23 protein-coding genes are annotated in these 26,870 nt (G+C 43.5%); 16 read left to right on the top strand and 7 right to left on the bottom strand.

Annotated features, from left to right (window positions below; translation table 11 throughout):
- Window positions 1-8: 8 nt before the first annotated feature.
- The 14 genes from VIJ98_RS12755 to VIJ98_RS12690 all read left to right on the top strand — a co-directional run bounded on the left by VIJ98_RS12755 (window position 9) and on the right by VIJ98_RS12690 (window position 17,409).
- Entirely contained in the window at window positions 9-2,219 is a 2,211-nt protein-coding gene (locus VIJ98_RS12755) for a phage tailspike protein (protein WP_323274330.1), read from the top strand.
- Window positions 2,220-2,499: 280 nt separating this feature from the next.
- A complete protein-coding gene (gene wcaK / locus VIJ98_RS12750) occupies window positions 2,500-3,762 on the top strand; it encodes a colanic acid biosynthesis pyruvyl transferase WcaK (RefSeq protein WP_008104860.1) in 1,263 nt (420 codons plus the stop codon).
- A 4-nt stretch (window positions 3,763-3,766) separates the two neighbouring features.
- Window positions 3,767-4,990 (top strand): glycosyltransferase, encoded by a 1,224-nt coding sequence (locus tag VIJ98_RS12745; protein ID WP_154190583.1) that lies wholly within the window; start codon window positions 3,767-3,769, stop codon window positions 4,988-4,990.
- Entirely contained in the window at window positions 4,987-6,327 is a 1,341-nt protein-coding gene (locus tag VIJ98_RS12740) for an MOP flippase family protein (RefSeq protein ID WP_008104858.1), read from the top strand. The genes VIJ98_RS12745 and VIJ98_RS12740 overlap by 4 nt, the downstream gene beginning before the upstream one ends.
- Window positions 6,328-6,615: 288 nt before the next feature.
- Window positions 6,616-7,509, top strand: a complete 894-nt coding sequence (gene galF, locus VIJ98_RS12735; protein ID WP_008104857.1) for a UTP--glucose-1-phosphate uridylyltransferase GalF — start codon at window positions 6,616-6,618, stop codon at window positions 7,507-7,509.
- A gap of 48 nt (window positions 7,510-7,557) precedes the next feature.
- Window positions 7,558-8,571 (top strand): UDP-glucose 4-epimerase GalE, encoded by a 1,014-nt coding sequence (gene galE / locus VIJ98_RS12730; RefSeq protein WP_323274328.1) that lies wholly within the window; start codon window positions 7,558-7,560, stop codon window positions 8,569-8,571.
- Window positions 8,572-8,978: 407 nt separating this feature from the next.
- Window positions 8,979-9,746: an ABC transporter permease gene (locus VIJ98_RS12725; protein ID WP_323274326.1), complete on the top strand. Its 768-nt coding sequence runs from the start codon at window positions 8,979-8,981 to the stop codon at window positions 9,744-9,746.
- Entirely contained in the window at window positions 9,746-10,486 is a 741-nt protein-coding gene (locus tag VIJ98_RS12720; protein WP_192233396.1) for an ABC transporter ATP-binding protein, read from the top strand. The genes VIJ98_RS12725 and VIJ98_RS12720 overlap by 1 nt, the downstream gene beginning before the upstream one ends.
- A 19-nt stretch (window positions 10,487-10,505) precedes the next feature.
- Window positions 10,506-11,660: a UDP-galactopyranose mutase gene (glf, locus tag VIJ98_RS12715; protein ID WP_323274323.1), complete on the top strand. Its 1,155-nt coding sequence runs from the start codon at window positions 10,506-10,508 to the stop codon at window positions 11,658-11,660.
- The gene (locus tag VIJ98_RS12710) at window positions 11,657-12,547 is read left to right on the top strand and encodes a glycosyltransferase (protein ID WP_323274321.1); all 891 of its coding nucleotides are present in this window, start codon (window positions 11,657-11,659) and stop codon (window positions 12,545-12,547) included. The genes glf and VIJ98_RS12710 overlap by 4 nt, the downstream gene beginning before the upstream one ends.
- 7 nt (window positions 12,548-12,554) lie before the next feature.
- Window positions 12,555-13,682: a glycosyltransferase family 4 protein gene (locus VIJ98_RS12705; RefSeq protein WP_407330282.1), complete on the top strand. Its 1,128-nt coding sequence runs from the start codon at window positions 12,555-12,557 to the stop codon at window positions 13,680-13,682.
- A 20-nt stretch (window positions 13,683-13,702) separates the two neighbouring features.
- On the top strand, window positions 13,703-15,532 hold the full coding sequence (locus VIJ98_RS12700; protein ID WP_323274317.1) for a DUF4422 domain-containing protein: 1,830 nt from the start codon (window positions 13,703-13,705) through the stop codon (window positions 15,530-15,532).
- Between the two features lie 42 nt (window positions 15,533-15,574).
- A complete protein-coding gene (locus VIJ98_RS12695) occupies window positions 15,575-16,507 on the top strand; it encodes a glycosyltransferase (RefSeq protein WP_323274315.1) in 933 nt (310 codons plus the stop codon).
- Window positions 16,504-17,409 carry a polysialyltransferase family glycosyltransferase gene (locus tag VIJ98_RS12690; protein ID WP_323274313.1) on the top strand — a complete coding sequence of 302 codons (906 nt, stop codon included), beginning with the start codon at window positions 16,504-16,506 and terminating at the stop codon, window positions 17,407-17,409. The genes VIJ98_RS12695 and VIJ98_RS12690 overlap by 4 nt, the downstream gene beginning before the upstream one ends.
- A gap of 20 nt (window positions 17,410-17,429) precedes the next feature.
- Here VIJ98_RS12690 and VIJ98_RS12685 read toward each other — a convergent pair whose 3' ends face one another.
- Complete coding sequence (locus VIJ98_RS12685) at window positions 17,430-18,488, bottom strand: polysaccharide pyruvyl transferase family protein (protein WP_323274311.1); 1,059 nt, start codon at window positions 18,486-18,488, stop codon at window positions 17,430-17,432.
- 218 nt (window positions 18,489-18,706) lie between these two features.
- Between VIJ98_RS12685 and gndA the strand changes: the two genes are divergently transcribed.
- Both gndA and VIJ98_RS12675 read left to right on the top strand, forming a co-directional pair.
- Window positions 18,707-20,119, top strand: a complete 1,413-nt coding sequence (gene gndA / locus VIJ98_RS12680; RefSeq protein ID WP_323274309.1) for an NADP-dependent phosphogluconate dehydrogenase — start codon at window positions 18,707-18,709, stop codon at window positions 20,117-20,119.
- 249 nt (window positions 20,120-20,368) lie between these two features.
- Window positions 20,369-21,457 carry an acyltransferase gene (locus VIJ98_RS12675; RefSeq protein ID WP_323274306.1) on the top strand — a complete coding sequence of 363 codons (1,089 nt, stop codon included), beginning with the start codon at window positions 20,369-20,371 and terminating at the stop codon, window positions 21,455-21,457.
- Window positions 21,458-21,572: 115 nt separating this feature from the next.
- Here VIJ98_RS12675 and VIJ98_RS12670 read toward each other — a convergent pair whose 3' ends face one another.
- The 6 genes from VIJ98_RS12670 to VIJ98_RS12645 form a co-directional block, all read right to left on the bottom strand.
- Window positions 21,573-22,610 (bottom strand): acyltransferase, encoded by a 1,038-nt coding sequence (locus VIJ98_RS12670; RefSeq protein WP_323274304.1) that lies wholly within the window; start codon window positions 22,608-22,610, stop codon window positions 21,573-21,575.
- Between the two features lie 82 nt (window positions 22,611-22,692).
- Window positions 22,693-23,808, bottom strand: a complete 1,116-nt coding sequence (locus tag VIJ98_RS12665; protein WP_323274302.1) for a succinylglutamate desuccinylase/aspartoacylase family protein — start codon at window positions 23,806-23,808, stop codon at window positions 22,693-22,695.
- A 111-nt stretch (window positions 23,809-23,919) separates the two neighbouring features.
- Window positions 23,920-24,717, bottom strand: a complete 798-nt coding sequence (locus tag VIJ98_RS12660; RefSeq protein ID WP_258143578.1) for an ABC transporter substrate-binding protein — start codon at window positions 24,715-24,717, stop codon at window positions 23,920-23,922.
- Window positions 24,718-24,783: 66 nt separating this feature from the next.
- On the bottom strand, window positions 24,784-25,260 hold the full coding sequence (locus tag VIJ98_RS12655) for a YbaK/prolyl-tRNA synthetase associated domain-containing protein (RefSeq protein WP_323274300.1): 477 nt from the start codon (window positions 25,258-25,260) through the stop codon (window positions 24,784-24,786).
- Window positions 25,247-25,582, bottom strand: coding sequence for a helix-turn-helix domain-containing protein (locus VIJ98_RS12650; protein WP_154190140.1), 336 nt, complete (start codon window positions 25,580-25,582; stop codon window positions 25,247-25,249). Before VIJ98_RS12650 ends, VIJ98_RS12655 begins: the two co-directional genes overlap by 14 nt.
- On the bottom strand, window positions 25,579-26,847 hold the full coding sequence (locus tag VIJ98_RS12645) for a HipA domain-containing protein (protein WP_323274298.1): 1,269 nt from the start codon (window positions 26,845-26,847) through the stop codon (window positions 25,579-25,581). Before VIJ98_RS12645 ends, VIJ98_RS12650 begins: the two co-directional genes overlap by 4 nt.
- Window positions 26,848-26,870 lie beyond the last annotated feature (23 nt).

Below are 26,870 nucleotides of genomic sequence, written 5' to 3'. Positions count from 1 at the left end.
ATTGAAGCATGAAAAGAAGAGAAGTCTTGCAGGCCGCAGCCTCCTCGATTGTTACTGCGCTCTCAGTGAGTGCGTTTTCCAGCTACGCCGCAAAAAGTGGTCAGCCAACGTTAAAATCTGTCGATCCGTCCAGCGTACCCGCAGGCGATGTACCGATTCTGACGCCAGAAAACGTCTATACCATGCCGCCGCAGTTCTGGCAGAACTTCGAGGGCAAACTGTGGATCGGTAAAGCGGGCAGCGATGCCAGCCAGACCGGCAATCAGATCCCAGTGTTTCTGCGCGATGCCAATGGCAAAGTGTCACAAATCAGCCAGCCGATTGCGTTGAACAAAGGCAACTTCGCCCAGTTCATTCACGATAATGCAGCGTTGATTGCCAATCCATCACACTCAATGGTGGTGGAAGATGATCAGGGCCACACGCTGTTTTCCATCAGCGATGTTTCACGTCCTAATCAGAGCAACTTTAGCCAGCGTCTGGCGCAGCCGAATGGCTATCAGCTGATTGGCGAAATTCCGTCAGTTGAAGAGCTGCGCAAAACCCGTCCGCTGTTCGCCGGTGCCAAAATCAAGCTGAAAAGCTGGCACGAAGGGCTGGAAGTGGGCGGCGGCGAGTTCGTCGGCACCTTCGGTGATGGCAAAGATGATGGCGGCGTGAACTTTAGCGGCAACGGTTTCACCTGGCGTCGTGTGGTGGAAGATTTTAACCGCCTGACGCTGTTTGATTTCGGCGCCATCGCCGACGGCAAAACCGATACCGCACCGGCGATCAAAGCCATGTATCAATGGTCGATTGATGCCAGCCAGCAGATCTGCGTGCAGTTCCCGGCCGGCACCTTCTTTGTCTCCAAATGTGATTTCGGTGACGAAGGTCGTCGCTTCTTCCGCATCTCGGGCGCGATGGTCAACTTCGGTTATTTCCCGGCGACCACGCTGGTTTCTGACGGTCGCTCCGAATTCCTGTTCCAGGTAAATGCGCGCTGGACGGAAATCTCCAACCTGAATTTCAACGGCAACACCGACAAGCGTCCGAACAAGCAGGGTTTGTTCCGCAACACCTGTCCGGGCGGCCAGTTCTTCCGTGGCGCTTGCCTGCGCTTCAATCAGGTCGGCGGCGTCTCGCTCAGCCTGCTTGATACGCTGGATTGCAAAATCGACCAGTGGTACGCCAACGCCTGTACCGGCGATGTGATTAAAGCCAGCTGGTCGGGGCAAAAGGCCGGTGCATGGGATCACAGCACCGCGATTGAGCTCTCCAACTTCAACGCTCAGCACTGTAAAGGCGGCATGGTGTTGAATCTGCCGCGCTGCAGCCAATCGATCATCCATAACGGTTGGATTGAGCACAGCGATTTCCCTGGCGACATCTCGAACGGCCAATGGATTGTCGATGCGCTGAGCATTGAGGATTGTAAGAACCCGCTTAACGCGCGCAACTCGCGCCTGAATATGCGCCAGACCAATCTGCAGTCGGGCAGTTGGATCGATAACTCGCTGGAAGGTGAGCGCTGGCTGAACATCTGGGAAATGGGCTCGACGCGCGTTGAATCTTACGGCGTCGCCATCGATGGCAGTCTGAAATACAACTACATCACCTCGCGTTTCCGCCTGACCAATAACAGCGATCAGCAAACCTGGTTTGAACTCGGTAACTTCTACTCACCAACGGTGGGCGATAGCTGGGAGATCGAGGTGTTTGGCCAGTCGCAGTTTAATAACGGTACCGCTAATCAGCCGCTGATGGATGTTATCAACGGCAAAGGTACCGGTGGCCGCGCGGTGATTCATCTGCAGCGCAAGAAAAACAAAGCCGAAGCCAGCTGGTCAGCGGAAGGCAGCTCGCCAGTGGTTGATGTGCGTTTCGAAGCGCGTAGCGATACCGACACCAAAGTCTACGTCAAGCTGGCGGGCTGGACGCCGACCACCGCCGTGCTGATCAAAAGCACTGCTAAGGATCGCTTCCTGACCGGCCAATGTGCGCGTGTGGATGCGGTGATGGACAAAGGCGCACCGGGCAGTGGCGCACAGCAGGCACCGCAGCGTTTCAGCCTGCATAACGGTAAAGCCGGTATCGGCGGAAACGAGCAGGGCGATTTGCTTATGGCCTCGCGCGCGCTCAAACCGGAGCAGGTGGATACCCGCGAACCCAAAGGTTTCATCTCGGTGGTGATTAATGGTGAGCAGGTTGCTATGCCGTATTTTGCTGTTAAGTCGTAATGAGTGGTTTGTAAATCGGTCGCCATTAATGGCGACCCTACGGCATTTGATGATGGTTTTGTAGGGTGCGCATTAATGCGCACCGGAAAGCAGCAGCGACGTTCAGCACGAGTTGAGGGTTTTGTAGGGTGCGCATTTATGCGCACCAGAAAGCAGCACCGACGTTAAGCATCACTTTTTGGGGTTTACTCCCATTGCAGTCCTTTTAAACAGAGTTCACTTTGCCAGTGCAGCTATTGGCGGCTTGTAAAAATTACAAAAATTTTTCCGGAGTTTTTTTATGAAGATTTTATTGGTAGGAAACCATACCTGTGGAAATCGTGGGGATGGCGCGATTTTACGTGGGCTGATTGATTCACTGAAATCCGCGCGCGCGGATTTGGATATCGATGTGATCAGCCGTTATCCAACAAGCTCTGGCTATTTACTGCAGCAGGACATCCAGCAGGATTCCCTGTTCCTGCACAACAGCAAATCGGGCAAAGGGTTAGTCGGCAGCCTGAAACGCAAAGTGGCGAACCGCTTGATGCCGGACATTATGATGGCGCACCTCGGCAAAGGCGGCGTGTACAAATCCTTCTCGGTGCCACCGCATCTGGCGGCGTTTACCAAAAGCCTTGCGCAGTATGACGCGATTATTCAGGTTGGCGGCTCGTTCTTCGTCGATCTCTACGGCGTAACCCAATTCGACCACGCGCTCTGTGCGCTGATGGCGAAAAAGCCGCTGCATATGGTCGGTCACTCGGTCGGTCCGTTCGAAAACCCGCGCGTGAATGCGCTGGCGAACTTTGTCTTTGATCGCGTCGACAGCCTGGTGCTGCGCGAAGAGGTGAGCTACGACCGCCTGAAACAAGATGGCGTGACTACCAGCAAAGTGAAGAAGGGCGTCGATACCGCGTTCCTGGTTGAAGCGCGTGAAGTGGCCAATCCAAGCCATAACCTGCTGCACTGGCAAGCGATTATCAGCGCGCGCAAAACCATTGCGATCACCGTGCGTGAACTGGCGCCGTTCGACAAACGTCTCGGCGTGACGCAGAAAGAGTATGAAGCTGCCTTTGGCCGCGTGATTAACGCGATGATTGCCGAAGGTTATCAGGTGGTTGCCTTCTCTACCTGTACCGGTATTGATAGCTACGCCAAAGATGACCGCATGGTGGCGCTGACGTTGCGCGATCATGTCGAGCATCCCGAGCATTACCATGTCATCATGGACGAGTTCAACGACCTCGAACTCGGCATCCTCCTCAGCCATTGTCATCTGACAATTGGTACCCGCCTGCACTCCGCCATCATCTCCATGAACTTTGGTACGCCAGCCGTGGCCATCAACTATGAGCACAAGTCGCTCGGTGTGATGAAACAGCTTGGCCTGCCGCAGATGGCAACCGATGTGCAGAGCCTGATGGATGGTTCGCTCATCGATAAAGTGCAGACGGTGCTGGCCGACTACGACAACGTGAAACACAAAGTTGATACCGCGGTGGCGCAGGAGCGTGAGATTGGTAACCGCATTACAGCAGAAATTCTCAACGTCCTGGGGTGAAGTGATGAAGCTGACCTTTTTCACCATGCGTTTTCCTGTTGCCTCTGAGACCTTTGTGCTCAATCAGGTAACGCATTTCATTGACGCAGGCTACGACGTGGAGATTATCTCCGTGTTTCCGGGCGATATGATCAATCGCCACGCCGCGTTCGATGACTACAATTTGGCAGCGAAAACCCACTATTTACTGCCGGAAGAGAAAGTATCCAACCTCGATAAGCTGACGCAGCGTATTGGCTTGATACTGCCGAAAATCACCAAAGGCGCGCTGCTTAAGTCGCTGAATGTGCGTCGCTACGGCGCACAGGCTAGTAAACTGTTGCTGCCGGCGATTGTTGCCAACACTAAGCAGCCGTACACCGCAGATGTGTTTCTGGTGCACTTCGGCTATGCCGGCGCGCTGGCGAACAAGCTGCGCGAGCTCGGTGTGCTGAAAGGCAAGCAGGCGACGGTGTTCCACGGCGCGGATATTTCGCGTCGTCACATCCTCGAAGAGCACAAGCTCGACTACATCAACCTGTTTAAACAGAGTGAACTGATGCTGCCTATCAGCCACTTGTGGGAGAACAAGCTGATTGAGATGGGCTGTCCGCGCGCTAAGGTGCACGTGACGCGTATGGGCATCGAGCCGGAGAAGTTTAACTTCCGTCCGCGCGAAGCCTTCCATCAACCGCTGCGCATCGTCTCTGTTGCGCGTCTGACCGAGAAGAAAGGCTTGGATGTGGCGGTGAAAGCCAGCGAAATCCTGCGCAATAACGGCGGCAAGTTCCAGTTCACCATCATCGGTAACGGTGAACAGGACGGCATGATGCGCGAGCACATAGCGCGTGCCGGATTGCAGGATTGCGTCGACATGCCGGGCTTTAAGCCGCAGGACGAGATTCGTCAGGCGCTAAACGAAGCGGACATCTTCCTGCTGCCATCCAAAACCGCCGCAGATGGCGATATGGAAGGCATTCCGGTGGCGCTGATGGAAGCGATGGCGGTTGGCTTGCCGGTGGTGTCGACCTATCACAGCGGCATTCCTGAACTGATCGAGAATGATGTCAGCGGATGGCTGGTGGCCGAAAACGATCCTGATGAACTGGCGGCGACGCTGCTGCGCCTGTCACGCGGCGATGTGGATGTCGCTCCGGTGGTCGCGGCCGCGCGGCAGAAAGTCGAAACTGAGTTCAATCAGCACATCGCTTACGGTGAGCTGGCGAAAATTCTGGAGCGCATGGTGTGAGCGGATTAAAAAAACAGGCCGTTTGGCTGTTTGGTAGTACCTGTTTTGCCGCATTGCTTCAGGTGTTACAGCTCGCCGTTCTGGCGCGCAAACTGGAAACCCACGAGCTGGGTTTACTGGCGATCATCAATGCGATTCTGGCGGTGGCGACCGTGCTGCAGGATATGGGCATGAGCAGCTACATCGTGCATCGCCAGGATATTAATCGCCGCGAGCAAAGCACCATTTACTGGGTGAACGTGTCGCTCAGTTTCTGCACTGGTTTGATTATGCTGGCGATTGCCTATCCGGTGGCGTGGTTCTATCACCTGCCGGAGCTGGTGGGCTTAATCATGCTCACCAGCCTCAACTTCCTGGTGCTGGGACATCTGTCGCAGTATCAGGCGCACTATGTGAAAACCAAACGCATGGTGACGCTGGCGAAGATTGAGATGGCAACCAAGCTGTTCGCGTTCCTGTGTACTGTCGCGATGCTGTATTACACCTCGCTCACCGTGGCGGCGGCGATTCTTGGCCTGTTCATCAACGCCTTCACGCGAATTCTCTGCATGATCTACTTCGGCGAGAAATCGTGGCGTCCGACCTGGGAATTCGACGGCAAAACCTTCGTCAGCGCGGTACGTTACGGCGTATATCAACTGGGTTCGCAGACCATTAACCAGCTGCGTACTCAGGCGGATGCGCTGATCGTCGGTAAAGTGATGGGCGCGGAGATGCTGGGGATTTACTCGCTGGCAAAAGAGCTGATTCTGCAACCGCTGAAGCTGGTTTCGCCGGTGATTAACCGTCTGGCGCTGCCGCGCTTTGCTGAGAAGCAGCACGATCCGGAGCAGCTGAAAAAGCTGTTCCTGAAAGGCACCTTCGTCATCATGCTGTTCAGCAGCGCGATGTATCTGGCGATTGGCATTCTGTCACCGGTGATTGTGCGCGTGCTGTACGGCGCTTCGCATGAGCAGGTTTACCATCTGATTCCGCTGATGCTGTTGTTTGGCATGCTGCGTCCGATGGGCGGCTTAACCGGCGCGATTTCGCAGGCCAACGGCCGCACCAATGTTGAGTTCTACTGGAACATTGTGGCGAGTCTGGTGGTGGTAGCGGTGCTGGCGACAACCTACATCTGGCCGAACGTGCTGTATGTGGCGTTGACGCTGTCGATCTCGCAGGTACTGATTTCCGCCTTCGCGCATCCGTTCTTCATCAAGCCGGTGATTGGCATCCGCTTTATGCCGTATGCGCGCCAGTGGGTTTCGGTGTCAGTGGTGTTTGTGGCGCTGATGATGCTGGTAAACCACTTCAACCTGTTCGTGATGCCGGAATGGTTTGAGGGCTGGCTATAACCTTTGTAGGGTCGCCATTTATGGTGACCTTGCAATTCCTACACGTTAACTTTTCTGAAAATCACTGGTCTTTTCCTTCGTCACTCTCATTCCATCCTCTCGCGGTTTTTCAGCGGCTTAGTGCATCGTTTCCGCTTTGGAATACTGGCATTTTTACCGGCCAAATTAGCGATTTTTGATGGCGTGACAGAGAGTTAGTGCCGGTTTTTCAGATAAAGATTATACTTGCTCGACCGGCCGATCCTGCATAATCGACCCCACGTATTCACTTCATGAAATGGAATAAATATGACCAAGCTTAAAGCAGTAATCCCAGTTGCGGGTCTCGGTATGCATATGCTTCCTGCGACCAAAGCCATTCCGAAAGAGATGCTGCCAATCGTCGACAAACCAATGATTCAATACATTGTTGACGAATGCGTCGCGGCTGGCATCAAGGAGATTGTGCTGGTCACCCATGCTTCCAAAAATGCAGTGGAAAACCACTTCGATACCACTTACGAGCTGGAAGCGCTGCTCGAAGCACGCGTTAAACGTCAACTGCTGAGCGAAGTGCAGTCAATCTGTCCGCCGGGCGTGACCATTATGAACGTGCGTCAGGCTAACCCGTTGGGTCTGGGCCACTCCGTACTGTGCGCGCGTCCAATGATTGGCGACAACCCATTTGTGGTGGTGCTGCCAGACGTGCTGCTGGATGACTCCACCGCTGACCACCTGCGTTATAACCTCGCCTCAATGGTTGCTCGCTTCGAAGATACTGGCCACAGCCAGGTGCTGGCGAAACACATGCCGGGTGAAGACCTCACCGAATACGGCGTGCTGACCACCGAAGAGCCGATTGATAACCCAGGCGATATCAGCACCATCACCAGCTTTATCGAGAAGCCAGAAGCCGGCTCAACCGACTCTGATCTGACGGCAGTTGGCCGTTACGTGCTCTCTGCCGATATCTGGGAAGAGCTGGAGCGCACTGAGCCAGGCGCATGGGGCCGTATTCAGCTGACCGATGCTATTGCATCCCTGAGCAAGAAGAAGCCGGTTGATGTGCAACTGCTGACCGGAACCAGCTATGATTGCGGTCGTAAACTCGGTTACATGCAGGCATTCGTCTCTTACGGCTTGCGTAACAACGATCAGGGCCGCGATTTCCGCGAATCCATTCAGAAAATCCTGGCGAAATAAGCTTCCTCATTCTCTACCGCGCCATTAGCGCGGTTTAAAGGAGTACACATGGCTATTTTGGTAACGGGCGGAGCGGGATACATCGGCTCCCATACGGTGCTGGCGCTGTTAGAGCGTGGCGACGACGTTGTGGTCCTGGATAACCTTTGCAATGCTTCCCGCGAAGCCATCAAACGCGTGGAAAAGCTGTCAGGTAAAAAAGCGGTGTTCGTTGAAGGCGACATCCGCGATCGCGCCTGCCTGCGTGACCTGTTTGCCACTAACGATATCAGCGCCGTGATTCACTTCGCTGCACTGAAAGCCGTTGGCGAATCCACGCGTATGCCGCTGGAATACTACGAAAACAACGTGGCTGGCACCGTGGTGCTGCTGGAAGAGATGCGCGCTGCTGGCGTGTGGAACTTCATCTTCAGCTCATCTGCGACCGTATATGGCGCGGATGCACCGGTTCCTTACGTGGAAACCACGCCAATCGGCGGCACGACCAGCCCGTACGGCACCTCTAAGCTGATGATCGAATTCGTGATGCGCGATTTCGCTAAAGCGGACCCGAACTTCAAAGCCATCGCGCTGCGCTACTTCAACCCGGTTGGCGCGCATGAATCTGGCGAAATCGGTGAAGATCCAACCGGCATTCCAAACAACCTGCTGCCGTATATCGCGCAGGTGGCGATTGGTCGTCTGGAGAAGTTGGGCGTGTTTGGCGACGACTACGACACGCCAGATGGCACCGCACAGCGCGACTACATTCACGTTGTCGACCTGGCAGAAGGGCACCTGAAGGCACTGGATCACTTAGCCAAAGTTGAAGGCTACAAAGCTTACAACCTCGGCGGCGGTGTTGGCTTCTCTGTGCTGGAGATGATCAAGGCGTTTGAGAAAGCGTCCGGCAAGCCAATTCCGTTTGAGTTCAAGCCACGCCGTGACGGCGATCTGCCGGCGTTCTGGGCCGATGCAACGCTGGCGAACAACGAACTGGACTGGCGCGTGACGCGCGGGATCGATGCCATGATGCGTGATACGTGGAACTGGCAGTCGAAGAATCCGAATGGGTTCAGCTAACTAGCTGAGGGAAATGCAAAAGCCTGTCCTTGTGACGGGCTTTTTGTTTTTGTCGGATTTGTCTAATCTTTAGGCAAATCACTAAGGGGGTAGCTTTCGCAATAAGGCTTAAGATGTTAGGATTCACGCTGCTTAATTTTTTGAGAATGAAAAGAGTGGATTATATAGTTAATAGAGTTATTAACTATTATCTATAAATTTTTTTTTAAAACAGGTTAGTATTCATTTGAATTTTGTCATATTCACACCTCGAATGAAGAACTAAATAGCTATGGTTTGAGAGTGAAGGGTAATAGCAAGCTGGTAGCTGTGAGCCAGGGGCGGTAGCATTCTCCTTCAATGAAGAGCGAAAGGTGTACTAAATGTATGTCAAGCGTTCATTTTAAAGGCAATTTAGAGCAAGATATATGAAGTATAATGTTGGCTATCTATTTGATTTAATAACAGTTATTACTGAGAAAGAGTTAAAGGTACGTTATAAAAGTAGTTTTCTTGGATATCTTTGGTCAATAGCAAATCCACTTTTATTCGCGATGATTTACTACTTCATTTTCAAGCTAGTGATGAGAGTGCAAATACCCAATTATACAGTATTTCTAATTACCGGATTATTTCCGTGGCAATGGTTCGCAAGCTCAGCAAATAATTCATTGTTTTCATTCATCGCAAATGCTCAAATAATAAAGAAAACAGTCTTTCCACGGTCAGTAATCCCATTCAGTAATGTATTAATGGAGTTCCTTCATTTCCTTTGTACCATTCCAGTTATAGTAGTATTTCTCTACATCTATGATATGCGACCTGCAATTTCATGGTTGTGGGGTATTCCATTAATTGGTTTTGGTCAAATGATGCTCACGTATGGCCTTGCTCTAATGTTATCAACATTAAATCTTTTCTTTAGAGATTTAGAAAGATTCATTAGCTTAGGCATTATGCTGATGTTTTACTGTACACCAATTTTATATTCTGTAGATCTGATCCCAGAAGCATATAGATGGATAATTGGTTCTAACCCATTGTCTCTAATGATTACTTCATGGAGAGAGTTATTTATGCATGGGGCAATAAATTATATTACGGTTGGACATATCTATTTATCCGCGTTTGTAATGATGATCGCTGGTATATGGGTATTCAATAAATTAAAATTCCGTTTCGCTGAGATTTTGTAATGTCTGTAGCCATTGAATTTAAAAATGTAACTAAAAGGTATCCTCTATATCACCATATTGGTTCGGGGATAAAAGAACTTATCTTTAACCCTAAACGTGCGCTCACGATGCTTTCAGGTAGATCATACCTGGCAATAGAGGATATCTCTTTTCAAGTAATGAAAGGGGAATCGGTAGCTTTAATAGGCCGAAATGGTGCTGGTAAAAGTACGTCTCTATCATTAGTTGCAGGCGTAATAAAGCCAAGTGAGGGTAGTGTTCATGTTAATGGACGAGTCGCATCTATGCTCGAACTTGGTGGTGGATTTCATCCAGAATTAACTGGTCGTGAAAATATAAAATTGAATGCAACTTTATTAGGGCTGCGACGTAAAGAATTAAACTCAAGAATTGATGATATAATTGAGTTTTCAGAGTTAGGCGAATTTATCGATGAGCCAATTCGAGTCTATTCCAGTGGCATGTTGGCTAAACTTGGATTTTCAGTTATTACGCAAGTTGACCCAGATATATTAATAATTGATGAAGTTCTGGCTGTTGGTGATATAAGTTTTCAAAAGAAATGTATAAACACGATTAACGCCTTCAAAAAGAAAGGGGTAACTATTCTTTTTGTTAGCCATAGTATGAACGATATTGCAAAAGTGTGTAATAAAGTTATATGGATAGAAAACCATAAGGTTAAGAAAATCGGTAATAGTAAAGAAGTTATTGCAGAATACAAAGAGTTTATGCAGTGATTTCGCAGAGGAATGAATGATGAATAGTAAGAATATTTTAGTTGTTGGAGCCGGTTTTTCTGGTGCCATTATTGCGCGTCAATTAGCCGAGAGTGGTTATAAAATAAGGGTTATTGATTCACGAAACCACATCGCAGGTAACTGTTACAGTGAAAGGGATGAGAGAAGTGGAGTAATGGTCCATACTTATGGCCCACATATTTTTCACACTGATAACGAAGAAGTGTGGGAATATTTGAACCAGCACGCTGAAATGATGCCTTATGTTAATCGTGTGAAAGCTACTACAAAAGAAAGGGTGTATTCTTTACCTATTAATCTTCACACCATAAATCAATTCTTCAATAAAACTCTTTCGCCGGATGAAGCTAAAAAATTCATTCTTGAAAAAGGGCAAGCAGATATTGTCAATCCCGAAACATTTGAAGAACAAGCCCTTAAATTCGTAGGGAAAGAACTTTATGAGGCTTTTTTTAAAACATACACTATTAAACAATGGGGGTTAAATCCATCTGAATTGCCTGCATCAATTTTGAAGCGACTTCCTATTCGTTTTAATTATGATGATAATTATTTCAATCATAAATATCAGGGAATGCCGAAAGATGGTTATACTCCAATAGTTGAAAGTATTTTAAACCATATAAATATAGAAACGAGCTTGAATGTGGGCTTTGATAAAAATGAAATCGAGGCCTACGACCATATTTTCTACAGTGGACCATTAGATGCATTTTATGAGCATCAGTTCGGGCGCCTAGGGTATCGAACATTAGACTTTGAAAAGTTTCATTATAGCGGAGACTACCAAGGCTGTGCAGTAATGAATTATTGTGATGAAAAAGAAGAATATACAAGAATAACCGAACATAAGTATTTCGCTCCGTGGGAAAAACACACAGAATCAGTCTGTTATAAAGAATTTAGCCGAAGTTGTACCGAAAAAGACATTCCATATTATCCTATCCGACAAGTAGGCGAAATGGAAATGCTTTATAAATATCTGGAATTAGCTGAGAAAGAAAATAAAATTACTTTTGTTGGGCGCTTAGGGACATATCGTTATTTGGATATGGATGTAACCATCAGTGAAGCTCTTAAAACATCTAGAGTTTTCTTAGAGTGTTGCGAAACCAAAAATAAAATGCCGGCGTTTACGGTTTCAGTAAGATGAACTTGACTGCTTTAATTGTTACTTACAATAGATTGGACAAGCTTAAAAAAACCTATGAGGCAACGTTAAAGTTGCCTTTTAAACATATTGTTATAGTTAATAATAATTCTACTGACAGTACTAAAGATTGGTTAAACCTATTAATTAACAATCGCTTAACTATTGTGCACAGAGATACGAACGATGGTGGTTCTGGCGGCTTTAGGTTTGGGGCAGAGTTTATTGCTAACAATATCACCACAGATTGGGTGGTGTTTTATGATGATGACGCCTACCCTCAGAATAACTTTATAGAAAAGTTTAAAGCTATCGAGCCTAATCAAAATGCTATCTATTGTTCGAAAGTTATAAATACTTCAGAAGAAGTATGTAAAATGAATTTACCGTGGAAAAAGAGAACATTAACAATTATTGAAAATATTACTTATCTTCGTAATAATGAAGATTTCATTGCAGACGAAAATGAAATTGGTGAAGTTATAACATTTTCATTTGTTGGTTGTATCATTTCTAAAAAAATGCTCATTCAAAATTATGAATTCATAAAAAATGAATTGTTCATATATTACGATGATGTTTACTTTTCTCATTATTTATACCGATGCGGTTTTAAGATATTTTATAGACCTGAGCTTATCTTTATTCATGATGTGGGAAGTTTAAATAATTGGAATGGACAAGAATGGAAAGTGTATTACCTTTCAAGAAACATGTTTCTATGCAAAATACTTTACAACTATGATTTCTTCTCTTTTTCTGGGAAAGTTTTGCGTCTGGCAAAATATTTTTTCGATGGTTTCCGTAATGAAAATAAGAAGAAATATTTTGTTTTTTTTGCGAGAGGTGTAATGGACGGCATAAAAAAAATTAGTGGTATCCGCCACTAGTGGTGCAATGATGAAAAAGAAGATATGTTTTTTTATTAACTCAGGTTGGTATTTTGAACTTCATTGGTTAGATAGAGCAAAGCTTTTTTTAGATGATTATGAAATTCATGTACTAGCTCATTTTACTCAAAGTGAAATAGTAAAGCTTGAAAGTATGGGGTTTACTTGCCACGAAACTTGTATGAGTGAACGGACATTAAATCCATTTTTCGCAATATTAGATTTTTATAGAATAATTAAAATATTAAATAAAATTAAACCAAGTTTAATACATGCAGTTACGATTAAGCCTATTATGATTGCAGGTGTTTACTCTAGAGTGCTAAAAATCCCATTCATAGCGAGTTTTGTTGGGCTTGGAAGAGTTTTCATGAACTCAAGCGCACTTTATAAAGTATTAAATTTCATTGTATGCTGTTCATATGCTCTTATTTTTAAGAATAAAAAAAGCAAACTCACATTTGAACATAATCAAGATCTTGAAATACTTAGTTCTAAAATAGCACTTATGCCTGATCAATGTGTTGTTATTGATGGTGTTGGTGTTGATTTGAACGAGTACAGCTTTAGTATTGAGAATTTTAATAATCCACCAATAGTACTATTTGCAGGAAGGTTATTAAAATCAAAGGGGTTGGAGGTCCTTGTTGATATTAACAAAGAACTAACTTTGAAAGGGGATGGGTTTATATTAAATGTTGCTGGGATTCAAATAAGTGACGATAGAGATGCTATTTCTAATGATTTGATATTGAAATGGCACGATAGTGGTTTGATAAATTGGCTTGGTCAAAGAAATGATATCCCATCTTTGATTGATGAGTGTAATATTATCGCTCTGCCATCTATATATTTTGAGGGAGTGCCTCGCTTTTTAATTGAAGGCGCCGCCAAAGGTAGAGCATGTATAGCATTTGATAGTGGTGGATGTAGCAGCATCATTAAAAATGAAGTAAATGGGTATTTAGTCGATAAGGGTAACAAGGACGAGTTCAAAACAAAACTTATAGCATTACTTTCATGCCAAAAATTACGTAATGTAATGGGTAACGAAGGTAGAAAAATTGTAGAGCAGCGCTTTAGCCTACAGCAGGTTTATATTAAAACCAAAAACCTATACCGTGAAATTATTTGATTAAAATTTAGAGGTTGAATGTGTCATCTTCTCCTAATATAAAAATATATGTGTGTCATCATAAACCATCACCTTACATCAAGAATGAATGTATTGTTCCAATTCAGGTTGGTCGTAAGTTATCGAAAAATTCACTAGATTATTGTATTGGAGATGATACTGGAATTAATATCTCTGAAAAAAACAAATCGTGGTGTGAGTTGACGGCAATTTACTGGGCATGGAAAAATGATGATGCAGATTATTATGGCTTGATGCATTACAGAAGATATTTGTCTTTTAAATCACATCATGATTACACAGTTATTAATAAACTTGATGAAGACATTGTCATTGAGCATAAACTTGATCCTGAAAACATTAAGAATATCTGTGCTGAACAAGATATAATCACTGGACCTGTTTGGAATGTGCATCCTGTTGGTTTACCGTGGAAAATAATGTCTAATTATGAGCAATATTCATTAGATCATTACAAGAAAGATTTAGATATAGTTATCGAAATTGTTAAAGAAAAATATCCTAAATACTACTTGGCACTATTAGAATCATTGTATTCTACTTCATGTTTCTTTGCTAACGTTGCTATCATGAAACGCGAGTATTTTCATGAATATTGCACATTCCTGTTTGGTGTTCTTGAAGAAGCTGAATTAAAAATTGATATCTCGGAATATGATTCTTACCAATCAAGAATCTGGGGTTTTATTGCAGAAAGAATGATAAATGCATATGTATTATATGCACGTAGAGCTTATGAAAACATTAGAGTTAGTACTGCGGGGTTAATGTATCTCGCAGAATCTCCGATTATTAATAATCAAGAAGTCTTAAATTTAATAAAACATAAACAGATAGAAAATAAAATATTGCTCAATGAAGATATCCACATTTGTATGTCTTTTGACGATCGGTATTATGCACACGCAAGTGCTGCAATCGAATCAATTGTGGATAATGCTCACGCTAAGCAAGAAATTATTTTTGATCTTTTATGTGATGAAAATCTCACAGAAAACAAAAGAAATTTATTGCTCAATGGGTTAAAGCCTAATATTAAAATAAACTTTATTGAAATTAACCCATCGTTATTTTCTTCATTACCACTAAATAGATCATATATTTCATTAAATACTTATTATAGATTAGTTATACATAAAGTTCTTCCGAATGTGCATAAAGTTATATACATGGATTCTGACATGATTTGTGTAGATGATATAGCAAAACTATGGACAGAGAATCTAGACGGGAAATGCATTGGAGCCTCATTAGATGAAGGTGGAGTATTACAATCTAGACGTCTCCTTTTAGGTGCAGATAATAATTACTTTAATGCTGGTATGATAGTCTTTGACCTTAATAAAATCAGAGAAAAATATGATGATGTTTTCAATGAATACATGATCAATTTTTATATTAATAATCGAGAGATTAGTTTACAAGATCAGGATATCTTGAATATAACTTTTAAAGACGAAACAAAAATTTTACCTTTAAAATGGAACGTCAACAGCCGGATGTTTACAGCCAATGATTTAGAGCGTAAGTATAATATGCAGCAAGAGGCCGAAACATTGCAGGATATAGGTATTCTGCACTTTACCGACAGACGTAAACCTTGGACATTAACCTGTGTTCATCCTTTAAGAGACCTGTACTGGGGCTACCGTAAAAGAAATCCCCATGCTCCAATGAGTAAACAAGATAAATTTATTGAAAGGTATGCAGGTAAAATTACTTATCGCATCAGTGGCGGATTCATTCTTGTGAAAGTGTTCGGATTGAACTTGAAGCTCAATAAATCTTTGGTTGCTAAAGTTCTTCGTACTTTAAAAATAAATTTCTAGTAAAAAAATGCGGCGCTCAACGCGCCGCTTTGAGTTCATAATATGACATCTAATAAGCATGCATTGATAACATTTATTACTGTGAGTAGTTCAGGGATTGAACAATTGGATAAAACAATAAATTCTCTCCTTGCTCAATCTTCTGATGATTGGAATCAAGTCATTCTTTGTGCTGAGGTTTTTTTTGATCAAACTCAAGAGTTACTAAAAAATAGTTACTTTGAATATCTAGATAAAATTAAAATCATATCTGTTGATTTTAATAATGGCTTTGCATCTGCTATCAATGTAGGAATTAGAGCAACAGAGAGCATATATATCCAGATAATGGAAGCAGATGATGTAATTAGTGAAGGTTTTGTTAGCGAAATAAGAGATAGAGAATTCGTTGATTGTGATAGCATTTTCTATTGTAATTTATTACTTAGATATGAAACTACCGTAATGAAGCGGCCTTTTGAATTAGGGAAGAGTGAACATCCTGCAAATAACAAATTACTAAACACCATAGGATTTATTTTAGAACCTTCAACTTTTATGATGCCATTTTTGTTTTCTAGGAAATTAATAAATAAAATAGGGCTTTTAAGAGAAGAGGGTAGTTTATTCCCAATGTGGGACCATATCATCAGTATGACCCAATATGGCGTATTTCATAAATTAGATAATGTTAATTATTACATTACTATCAACAAAAATAGAAAAAACATCCGAATTCCAAAAATAAAGGCGGCCGATTTATTGAATTTTAAATATCAATGCTTATCGAAACTCCAATTTAATATCGATACAGATAATAACGTGTCAGCAATTCAAACTCAATGCGTTATGTATATGAATTCATGCAGAAAATATGAATCATACCATTCGATACTTAAGCCTAAATACAATTTGATTTTCATTTCTTTTTTTTGCAAGCTTGCAAAACTTTTCGCTCTGATGAATAAACGAATTTTCAAGTTAGGTGCTAAATGAAAAAACGATTATTTATATCAACTGGATTCTATTCTACACTGTTAGCTTCTGTTCTTGCTGAGTCTTCTTGCGGTGAAACCTATGAAAATCACCTTTTAATTACAATTGATCGACAGAACATTGAATCAAATAAAATTTGGGCTTTCAGATTACACCATTGGGAAAGTATCGATTTTGTAGGGCATGAGCAGTACTATAATGAAAAAATAGATTATCATCATAACATATCTTTTTTTGATGAGGTATTTTCACCTTTTCCAGAAATGCTACTTACTGTTACTTCGGCATTTCCTGCAGACAGACATTTTTTCTATGAAGAAGGTTTGACGAGCTATTATCAATTTCTAAATAAGCAATATTTACCAGAAGCCAAATTTTTCTGCCTCCATCCTTTTATTTATAACGACTTTCATGATTTGATTTCAATACCAATTTCAATTGAAAAAGTTAGAGACAAACTTCAGTGTCTAGTTCGTTGTTACATTCCTCCGAGTCTGGAAGGTACAAATAACGTTGTGATAATTGGACATGGTGGTTTTCCTGATGAAAATAGTAACAGAATAATCAGGGATGAATATATTGATATAATTAAGAGAAAATCTAAGCAAGGCTATAATGTTGTACTATTGTCTCATACAAGATATCCTATCGATGATGAACTCTTAAATAGTCTAAAAAACGATTTATCTATAAACTTTAACTTTGTTTCCTCTGATGCACCAATATCAGATCTTTTTCTAATTAAAAATTCGCATAAAATAAAATATATTGCTGGGATATATTCTACACTATTAGTCAATAGTAAAGTTATCAGCGGAATTAACACCTTTATTTTTGACTCCGCTGCTCTATCCGAAAGACAACGAGCACTTTTCGAAGTGCAATCCTGCTTACTTAAGTAAGCAGGTTATAATAGCTAAAACTACCATTTATAGTTATTAGATGCAGATTTTGCAAGGACTGCTGTTAAGTTTTTCCAGCGTCTTATTCCTGCCCATTTCAGTGCTAAATATAATTTTATTTTGAATTTTCTATCATTTTCAGATGATACTGGGCGAGGTAGTTTATATTCTTCTGCGATAGCATCTATTTTAGGTGTATTTGAAGGAAAGAAAACAGTCGGTGTGCCGGTGCACATAGCACCAATAGTGTAATGATATCGGCCAGAGATCAAAATCTTTGAATATTTTATTACAGAAATCCACTCTTCAAAACTAGTTGCGCCATACATTTCTATTGTCGGCATATACTTCTTCAAGCTTTCATATACTATGGGCTCTTCGTGATGTATACCTTCTTTCTTAGAACCAGCCAAATAAATATATCTATGGTTGGGATATAGTTTAAGAATCAACTTCGCGATCATCTCAGAACGATGGTGCTTATAGTTTACTGCTCCAGAAATGCAGATGTAATTCTCATTAATAACTCTTCCTACTGATTTTTCAATTTCTTTTGCCGCGAGGGGTAAGCTATCAAAGGCTAACTCACATGGCATCCCTAGTTTTTCTTTAATAGTGTTAACACTACGTTTTTCTCTGGCCGCGATGTAGTCACAGCACTGATAAGCCTTTCTATAGAAATCAAGGGTATCTTTATCATCAGTACTTGGAAAACAGCTATGGTTAATCAAAGAAATATTTTTTCCAAAATATTCTTTACCAGCATAAATAAGATACAAAAGTGCTTTGGGATAACCTGAGAAATGATGGATTGTTCCTTCACCATTAACAACTATCCTATCACAATTTTGCATTTTCTCAGAAAGCTCAGGGAAGCGTGAAATAAAATTTTCTTTGCCTCCAAATTCTGATACATGATTTGGATACCAAGCAAGATTGTGCACATCATAAACTGGAATTGTATCGACGATTTTAAGTTGTTGATTAGTTAACTGAGTTTTCAAAGCATGAGATGTACCATAACATCCCCAGTGATAGACGTCTTCTGTATCATTTATCAATAGAACTCGGTTAGTCATAGCCGAATTTCCTTACAAAAAGTGGAAGGTTTGTACATTACTTACTCGCTTAGAGGTAAGCATTATCTTGTTACAAGCTTGTTCGGTGAGTTTATCATCTAAGATTATTCCACAGCATCATTTTCTACCTCTAGCGGTCTTTGATGAGTTAACATGAATCACACATTACTAATGGTATGTGCTTTATACATACACGCCCTCAAAGACAGGAGTTTATGATGTCCAAACAACAGATTGGTGTAGTCGGAATGGCAGTTATGGGCCGCAACTTGGCGCTTAACATTGAGAGCCGCGGTTACACTGTTTCCATCTTCAACCGTTCGCGTGAAAAGACTGATGAAGTCATCACAGAGAACCAAGGTAAGAAACTCGCCCCTTTTTATACTGTTGAAGAATTTGTTGAATCGCTGGAAAAACCACGTCGTATTCTGCTGATGGTGCAAGCAGGTGAAGCTACTGATAAAACTATCGCTTCCCTAACTCCTCATCTGGATAAGGGAGATATCCTGATCGACGGAGGTAACACCTTCTATAAAGATACGATCCGTCGTAACAAAGAGCTTTCTGACCAGGGCTTCAACTTCATCGGTACCGGCGTTTCCGGTGGTGAAGAGGGCGCACTGAAAGGCCCATCAATCATGCCTGGCGGCCAGAAAGAAGCGTATGAACTGGTTGCTCCAATCCTTGATAAGATCGCTGCGCGCGCTGAAGACGGCGAAGCTTGCGTTGCATACATCGGTCCTAATGGTGCCGGCCACTATGTAAAGATGGTTCATAATGGCATTGAATATGGAGACATGCAGTTAATTGCTGAAGCCTATGCGTTGCTGAAAGGTGCGCTGGGTTTGAACAACGAAGAGCTGGCTGAAACTTTTACTGAATGGAACAACGGTGAGTTGAGCAGCTATTTGATCGACATCACTAAAGATATCTTCACTAAGAAAGATGAAGACGGTAAATATCTGGTTGATGTGATTCTGGATGAAGCAGCTAATAAAGGTACTGGTAAATGGACTAGCCAGAGCTCTTTGGATCTGGGCGAGCCACTGTCACTGATCACTGAGTCTGTGTTTGCCCGCTATTTGTCTTCTCTGAAAACTCAACGTGTTGCAGCTTCCAAAGTTCTAAGCGGTCCACAGGCGAAAGCATTCACTGGTGATAAAGCTGAGTTCGTAGAAAAAATCCGCCGTGCATTGTATCTTGGCAAAATCGTTTCATATGCTCAGGGCTTCTCACAGCTGCGTGCAGCATCTGAAGAAAACAACTGGGATCTGCATTACGGTGAGATCGCTAAGATCTTCCGTGCTGGTTGCATCATCCGTGCTCAGTTCCTGCAGAAAATCACCGATGCATATGCTAATGATGCAGACATAGCCAACCTGCTGTTAGATCCTTATTTCAAGAATATCGCTGATGAGTACCAGCAGGCACTGCGTGATGTAGTGTCTTACGCTATTCAAAACGGTATCCCAACTCCGACCTTCTCTGCTGCGATTGCTTACTATGACAGCTACCGCTCAGAAGTTCTTCCAGCTAACCTGATTCAGGCTCAGCGTGACTACTTCGGTGCACATACTTATAAGCGAATCGACAAAGAAGGTGTATTCCATACTGAGTGGCTAGAAGCATAATTTATTAACCCGGCTATGCCGGGTTTTTTCTTTAATATAGCTTTAAAAAAACATATAAAATGCCTCATGAAATAATAGAAATATAACTTTACATTTTGTTTTCTGAAGGTTTTTTAAGGTGTTTATTGTTCGATTTTAATAATTAGCAACATTTTTTTTGTTTTTAAATATCTTGTGTGAAAATATTTCACCTTTAAGTTACTCATTCAAAATGATTTTTACTAATCATGCCAAACAAGGCCTTTATCAATGGGTTACATCAAAGGAATTAATGGTCTCCGCGCTTTTGCTGTCGCATTGGTGATATTTCAACATTATATTATTTCATATGTTTACAGATCGGATTCATCACTGGGATCAATCGGAGTGACTGTTTTTTTTGTTATTAGTGGTTTTTTGATAACAGGAATTTTAATTCAAGAAAAAGAGGATGTTACTCGTTCCACATGGGATAAGTTGATAAAGTTTTATTCCCGAAGAATATTAAGAATCTTTCCCATCTATTACTTGGTTTTAAGTGTAGGTTTTTTGTCAGGGATTTACTGGTTTTCTGAAATTAATAAATTATGGCATATATTCTATGCTACTAATATTTATATTTTTTTGACTGGGCAGGGTACTGGATATACATCGCACTTTTGGTCGCTTGATGTTGAAGAACAGTTTTATATTATCTGGCCAGCATTGGTTCTGCTAACGCCTAATAAACATCTTATTGAGCTTTTTGTTGTGTCAATACTTTTGGCAGCTGTTAGCCTAACTTTCAGACCTTTATTTGGATATAATGATTTATCAGCTTATGCTCTTCCATTTTCTCATTTCGACTCACTTGGTTCTGGAGCTCTTTTATCCGTATTTGTTAAGAAAAAAAACCAGGATAATCTTTTAAAGATTAAGCCTTACATGATTATTTGTGGGGTAATATTTACTCTTTCCATCTGTATTATAAGAGATTTAAAGAGTGATGCTCCTGGTGTTGAGTCTGCATTGGTTTTAATGAATGCCATGACCATAATCACTACTTGTTTAACAATTATTTATATATCTCTTAATCAAGAGTCTAAGTTGGTTAAATTTCTGGAAATAAAATTTATTTCTGGAATTGGAGTTATTAGTTATGGACTCTATCTCTATCATCTTTTGGTTCCCGAGTTGTTTACAAGCACCTCCTTTTCGCCAAAAGACACACCAAGTTGGATAAACGTAATTGTATATTTTTTTACAAGTATATGTATTTCTATTCTTTCTTGGTTAATGCTGGAAAGAAAAATTCTAAAACACAAAAACGGATTTGAAAAATTTATCAGAATTTCATTACTTAGAAAACGTCATATTTAAAAATTGGTGATGTCTATTTTAACTGGCGAACTGAGATTGGTTTTCAATCAATCTCAGTTTCGATGATATTACCTAAAACGAAACTTGACCATCATTGACGCTCTCAATTATATCGTCATGATTTTTTAAATGGTTTCTCTAAAAACCTATAGGTTAACTCTGCAAATACAAACATCAATATTACTTGTGTAATAACCCGATATAAAGCCGGTATTTGATGTCCTTGTGAAAATTGGAAGACTATAAACCAAACTGGGATGTGGCAGCAGAAAAGAGAAAATGAACGGTCTCCAATATAATAAATCACTTTATTTATCCTTTCAGGGAAGCTTGTAAAGAAATTTATTTCCATAACAGCCAGGAAAACACAAACTGAAGAAAGAAATGAAGCGCAGCTAAAACGAAAAGTCCAGATATGAGATAGTGCTGCGGGAATTACAGCTAAAGAAATAATAAGTGTTAAAGAAATTATTATTTTATGCAATTTTTTTATTTTGAATTCTTCATTAGCAAACTTATTTAAATCAAATGATTTTACTAAATAGTAAAGCAGTGCGCCATAAAGCAAAGGATCAAATCTGAACATCCAAGCGGGGCCGCCTAAAGGACGATAGAAAGTCATCATTAAACACAAAGCTACAGATATTAAGATGGTTTTTTTTCTGCCAAGCATTAAAAATAAGAGCGGGTAAACTATGAAAAATTGCATTTCTAAAGATAATGCCCACATGTATCCAAAGTTACCTTCTGTACCTATCTCTTCAAAATTACGCAACCATACTATCGATGAGAAAAACTTCTCTATCATCAAGTTATAAGGTAACCATAAATCCGAATTTCTTGTAATAATTGAAAAAATTAAGGGGATAAAAATCCAAAAATAAACGGGAGGAGATAATCTTTTTAATTTTTTGATATATAACTTAAGTAAATAAACTACTTTATCTGACTTGGAAGTGATATCTTTAGTTTTTTCTAAAGTATGAGAAAGGAAAAAACCAGCTATCACAAAAAAAAGCTCAACGCCACTATCTGTGTTAGAAAAACTTCTCAATATCCCATACGTATGATTATCAGGAAGGATAATGGCTAAATGCAAAAAAATGACAAAAAATATGGCAAAAAATCTTAGCGCTTGAATGTCTTTAAACATACGTGTACCAGTAGTTCGAGTTCAGAGAGTGATCGTTATTTTACGAAAAAAAAACATTTTTAATACTTAATTATTAATTTAATTAACCCACTAACAACTCCCCACGTCTCCCAGCATTCTCCCCAGCCAACCGCACCACCAACATCCCCGCCGTCACAAACTTGGTCAAATTTCGCGCATACAGCACGCCACCATACTCCGCCACCAGCGGCATCACCTGGTCAGTAATAGGATCAACAATCTCCGCCACCACTTCTCCAGCCTTAATCCACTCACCCAGTTCACGCCGATAAAGCACTAATCCAGATTGCGCCGCATGGATATACTCACATCCCGCCAGTTCCGTCGCCGGATTGATCAGGGCAGGGGATTCACCCACTTCACCCGCAATATATCCACTCTCAATCAGCGCATTGATAATCGCGTCAGCATCTTTTTCCGCCATTTCAGGCGATACATCCGCCACACCGCGTAATTCTAGAGTCACCGGCAGCAAACCCCGCGGCATAGGATACTCATCGCCAAAGCGCTCAGCCAACGTTAGCCACGGTTCACAGCAAGCCTCATCAAACGGCTCGCCGCCAGAAATCTGCGCCAGCAATTGCACTTCACTGCCTAACCAGCGCGCCAGCGGTTCGATATCTGGCCACGCGTGCGGCGTAGTGTACAGATGTGGCAGGGCATCCCAGTCGCAATGTAAATCAATCATTAAATCCGCCTGGCTCGCCATACGCATCAGCGTAAAGCGCTGGGCATCAAGTTCAGTGCGGGCAATACGCTCACGGTAATGACGATCAATCGCTTCCCGAATTAGACGCTTATTTTCGTATTCACTCTGCGTCAGTGAGCCTGCAAGCTCTTCAACCAAGGCTTCACCCAATGCAGGGAAGCGGCGGTTGAAATCTTGTCCTGATAACGTATGGAAACGCCCGAGATGGCTACCGTGCCAGTGTTGTCCCATCGCTAAAGGATTTGCGACCGGCACCAGCGTGATTTTAGCTTTAAGCTGGCCCGCAGATTCCAGCGCTAATAGCTTCTGTTTCAAATACCACGCCACCGCCATTCCCGGCAGCTCATCGCCGTGCAGCGCAGCCTGAATGTAGACGCGTTGCTGCGAATCGGTGCCGAAGTGGAAGCTGACAATTTCGCGTTGCGTGCCCAGCGAGGCGCTTAATAGAGGATGATGTTGTTGTTGCATAACGCTATCGATGTCCTTTATTCAAGGCACGCTTTTCGCGACGCCTGATTCATTTTCTGATGGAATTATAGTGCTGAGTGCGAAAAGGGCGGCAAAAAGCCGCCCAAAAGATTACTGCTGAATGGAAATGTCAGTCGCGAAGTACTGTTTCTGAATCTTATCGAAAGTGCCGTTCTTCTTAAGCTCGGCAAACGCGTTATCCAGCGCGGTTTTCAGTTCGGTGTCGCCTTTACGCAGACCAATCGCAGTGCCCGGACCGATAATTGGGTCCTGTACAATCGGGCCTGCTAATTCGAAGTCTTTGCCCTGCGGATGTTTCAGGAAACCGTTTGCCGCTTGGGCAGCATCGGTAAACACCACGTCAAGACGGCCCGAAATCAAATCACTCTCAACCTGTGCCTGATCGCCATAAGGCACAACCTGCACACCATGCGGCTGCCATTTAGCAAGCGCATAACGCTCCTGCACGGTGCCTTGCTCAACGCCCACGGTTTTGCCTTTCAGCGATTCAGCGGTTGGCAGCAGGCCAGAACCTTTACGCGCAATCAGCTGCGTATGGGTGTCGTACAGCGGCACGGTGAAATCAATCTGCTTCAGACGTTCTTCGGTGATGCCCATATCAGAGAGGATGGCGTCGAACTTACGCGCTTTTAGCGCCGGGATCATGCCATCGAACTGGCTTTCTACCCACACGCATTTGGCCTGCATCTGCTCACAAAGAGCATTGCCGAGATCGATATCAAAACCGACCAGTTTGCCCTGCGGCGTTTTGGATTCGAAAGGAGGATAAGTAGGATCAACCGCGAAACGCACCTGATCAATTTTTGCCTGCGCGCCAAATGCGCAACCTGCCAGCACAGCCAGCGCCAGCGTCTGACGCAGGCGGGCGGTTAAACGAGAAATTGCCATAATATCGGTCTTCTTTTGATGTGATGTTGAGTCAAGAAGAGTACCGCTCAGGGCAGGGCAAGGCAATTAGAGGATTATTTTCATCACGTTACCATTATGCAGCGCCTGGTAATCCGCAACATTCAGCACCACCGATTGCTCCAGCAATCCGGCATTAAAGGCGATTTCGTCATAGCGTTCAAACAGCAGCGGATCGACCACCAGCTGTAAATCAGGATGGAAACTAAACGGGGGAATAGCGCCAAAAACGCAGCCGGTCAGCGCATCCACTTCTGCAGGTGAGGCCAGTGAAGCACGTCGACCACCAACCGCTGCAGCAACCTTGCTGAGATCCGCTTGTTGATCGGCAGGCAGCACCGCCAGCACATGTTGCTTGATGCCGTTACCTTTCACATGACACACCAGCGCCTTCGCGCCTTGCCCAACTTCAGTTCCGCGAATTGCCGCCACCGCTTCACACTTGCCGGTCGCTTCATGCTTCATCACGCGATAACGCGCCTGACGCTGGTCGAGCAGAGCGATCAATTTTTCATGTGTGGTCATGGCTTTCTCCGTGTTGAGTGAGTTGAGTAAGAAGTGCCTGCATCATATGCGTTTGACGTGGCAGCAAGCCGAGTTTTAAACCCAATGGCTTAAAAGCGCGATTTAGCATGGTTAACGTGACGCTCTCTTTGTCCCGCTCAATATCGGATAGCGTGCGCCGGCTAATCCCTGCTAGCGTCGCATAACGCTCCTGAGAAAAACCCAGCACCTTTTTGCGCAGTTGCATCAGCAACGCGCCTTGACTGAATTTATCTTCAAGAAACTTCTGCAGCAGCTCTAGTAACAAGGCTTCGCGCTCAAATGGCGACATGTTTTTTTTCATAATTGCCATCCCGCGATGCGTTCATCCAGATAGTTAAAGCCGATGCCCGGCATCTCCAGTATTGATGTCGGTACGCCGCGCGCAGCCAGCCGTGCTTTCAAACCTTTCAGCTTATTCGCTAGTCTGCTGAGCTCCTGTAGGAGGGCATCTGCAGAAACCAGGTCATTAAGTTGCTGAGCAATGAGGTGCCATTGATAATGGCCGCCTTCTTCATACGGCGATCCCCATTGCGTGGTACGCACCACGCCTTCAGGGTCGGCTTTCATCGGTGCAAAATCATAAACCGGCGCCAGCCACATGCCGTCTACTTTCTTCAAAATAGCGCTATTGCGGCCATGATTATCCGAATTACCAAAGGCGATATTCAGCATGTCGCGTTTCACCCACTCAATGACCAATTCTGCCTTTTTCTCGTTATCCAGTGGCAGCGTACGCACCAAACAACGTATCACCTCGAAATGGTTGAGATAGCTGCCCGGTGCTTTTTGCATAATTGAGTAAACGGATTCCAGCCCATACAGCGCTTTTTTATCTTTAATAAACGCGATATCAAAACGCGGCAACCAAAGGGAAGGGTAGCGCTCGCCTTCGCACAGCAGCATCTGGTTTGTATCGATGGTCTCTATGCCAAGAGCAGAGAGCTCATGGTAAAAATGGTATTCCGCTCGCAGAATGTCGCAATCAATTGGCGTGCGTGCGCCTCGAGGATATTTGACCAGATAAGGTGTGTCTTGATTCAACTGATCATCTTGCCAGGTATCGATCCACACTTCGCTGTTGCTATTACGACGCAACAATAATTTTGGCGCTTCACCGCCTGCGCCCGTTGCACCACCGCTTGCCGCGCCCATTTGCTGCGCGTACTCAAGAAAGTCGGTATCACGTTCAATCGCCCATTCGGCGGGAAAACGACGACTTTTGAGTTGGCTATCTGGCGGCAGCTGCGGCAGTGACTCTTTTATTCTCAGGTTACCAACAGGCGCGATGGTTCCAGCCTTCAGTAGCGTGTAATCTTGCTCGTTAGCAGGTTTGCCTTGCAGATCTAACTGCGTAATCCAGTAACGCCTGCTGGCACCGGCGGGAATGATGTCATCAACAAAACCAAACCAGGGTTTAGCAAAATGGCTGCCGATCAGCATTACCGGATAGTTGATGCTGCAGCTGGCAATATCGTTGCGGTCTAAATGATCAACGGCATAGTTGAAGTTGTAGGCAAGCAGGGATTCACCATCGCGGCCTTTGAACGGCTCTTTAAAATCGAGCATTGCGGCATCATGCCAGCATCCAT

This window comes from Pantoea sp. S18, from assembly GCF_045689705.1.
In the GTDB taxonomy this organism is placed as follows: Bacteria; Pseudomonadota; Gammaproteobacteria; order Enterobacterales; family Enterobacteriaceae; genus Pantoea; species Pantoea symbiotica.
This window is presented reverse-complemented; position numbering and strand designations above follow the sequence as displayed.

Coding starts and splice junctions, on each gene's coding strand:
- VIJ98_RS12670 (WP_323274304.1), bottom strand. CDS start 22,610: ATGTTTAAAGACATTCAAGCGCTAAGATTTTTTGCCATATTTTTTGTC.
- VIJ98_RS12660 (WP_258143578.1), bottom strand. CDS start 24,717: ATGGCAATTTCTCGTTTAACCGCCCGCCTGCGTCAGACGCTGGCGCTG.
- VIJ98_RS12690 (WP_323274313.1), top strand. CDS start 16,504: ATGAAAAAACGATTATTTATATCAACTGGATTCTATTCTACACTGTTA.
- galF (WP_008104857.1), top strand. CDS start 6,616: ATGACCAAGCTTAAAGCAGTAATCCCAGTTGCGGGTCTCGGTATGCAT.
- VIJ98_RS12650 (WP_154190140.1), bottom strand. CDS start 25,582: ATGAAAAAAAACATGTCGCCATTTGAGCGCGAAGCCTTGTTACTAGAG.
- VIJ98_RS12725 (WP_323274326.1), top strand. CDS start 8,979: ATGAAGTATAATGTTGGCTATCTATTTGATTTAATAACAGTTATTACT.
- VIJ98_RS12755 (WP_323274330.1), top strand. CDS start 9: ATGAAAAGAAGAGAAGTCTTGCAGGCCGCAGCCTCCTCGATTGTTACT.
- VIJ98_RS12665 (WP_323274302.1), bottom strand. CDS start 23,808: ATGCAACAACAACATCATCCTCTATTAAGCGCCTCGCTGGGCACGCAA.
- glf (WP_323274323.1), top strand. CDS start 10,506: ATGAATAGTAAGAATATTTTAGTTGTTGGAGCCGGTTTTTCTGGTGCC.
- VIJ98_RS12745 (WP_154190583.1), top strand. CDS start 3,767: ATGAAGCTGACCTTTTTCACCATGCGTTTTCCTGTTGCCTCTGAGACC.
- gndA (WP_323274309.1), top strand. CDS start 18,707: ATGTCCAAACAACAGATTGGTGTAGTCGGAATGGCAGTTATGGGCCGC.
- VIJ98_RS12705 (WP_407330282.1), top strand. CDS start 12,555: ATGATGAAAAAGAAGATATGTTTTTTTATTAACTCAGGTTGGTATTTT.
- VIJ98_RS12655 (WP_323274300.1), bottom strand. CDS start 25,260: ATGACCACACATGAAAAATTGATCGCTCTGCTCGACCAGCGTCAGGCG.
- VIJ98_RS12710 (WP_323274321.1), top strand. CDS start 11,657: ATGAACTTGACTGCTTTAATTGTTACTTACAATAGATTGGACAAGCTT.
- VIJ98_RS12695 (WP_323274315.1), top strand. CDS start 15,575: ATGACATCTAATAAGCATGCATTGATAACATTTATTACTGTGAGTAGT.
- VIJ98_RS12685 (WP_323274311.1), bottom strand. CDS start 18,488: ATGACTAACCGAGTTCTATTGATAAATGATACAGAAGACGTCTATCAC.
- wcaK (WP_008104860.1), top strand. CDS start 2,500: ATGAAGATTTTATTGGTAGGAAACCATACCTGTGGAAATCGTGGGGAT.
- VIJ98_RS12675 (WP_323274306.1), top strand. CDS start 20,369: ATGGGTTACATCAAAGGAATTAATGGTCTCCGCGCTTTTGCTGTCGCA.
- VIJ98_RS12645 (WP_323274298.1), bottom strand. CDS start 26,847: ATGCTCGATTTTAAAGAGCCGTTCAAAGGCCGCGATGGTGAATCCCTG.
- galE (WP_323274328.1), top strand. CDS start 7,558: ATGGCTATTTTGGTAACGGGCGGAGCGGGATACATCGGCTCCCATACG.
- VIJ98_RS12720 (WP_192233396.1), top strand. CDS start 9,746: ATGTCTGTAGCCATTGAATTTAAAAATGTAACTAAAAGGTATCCTCTA.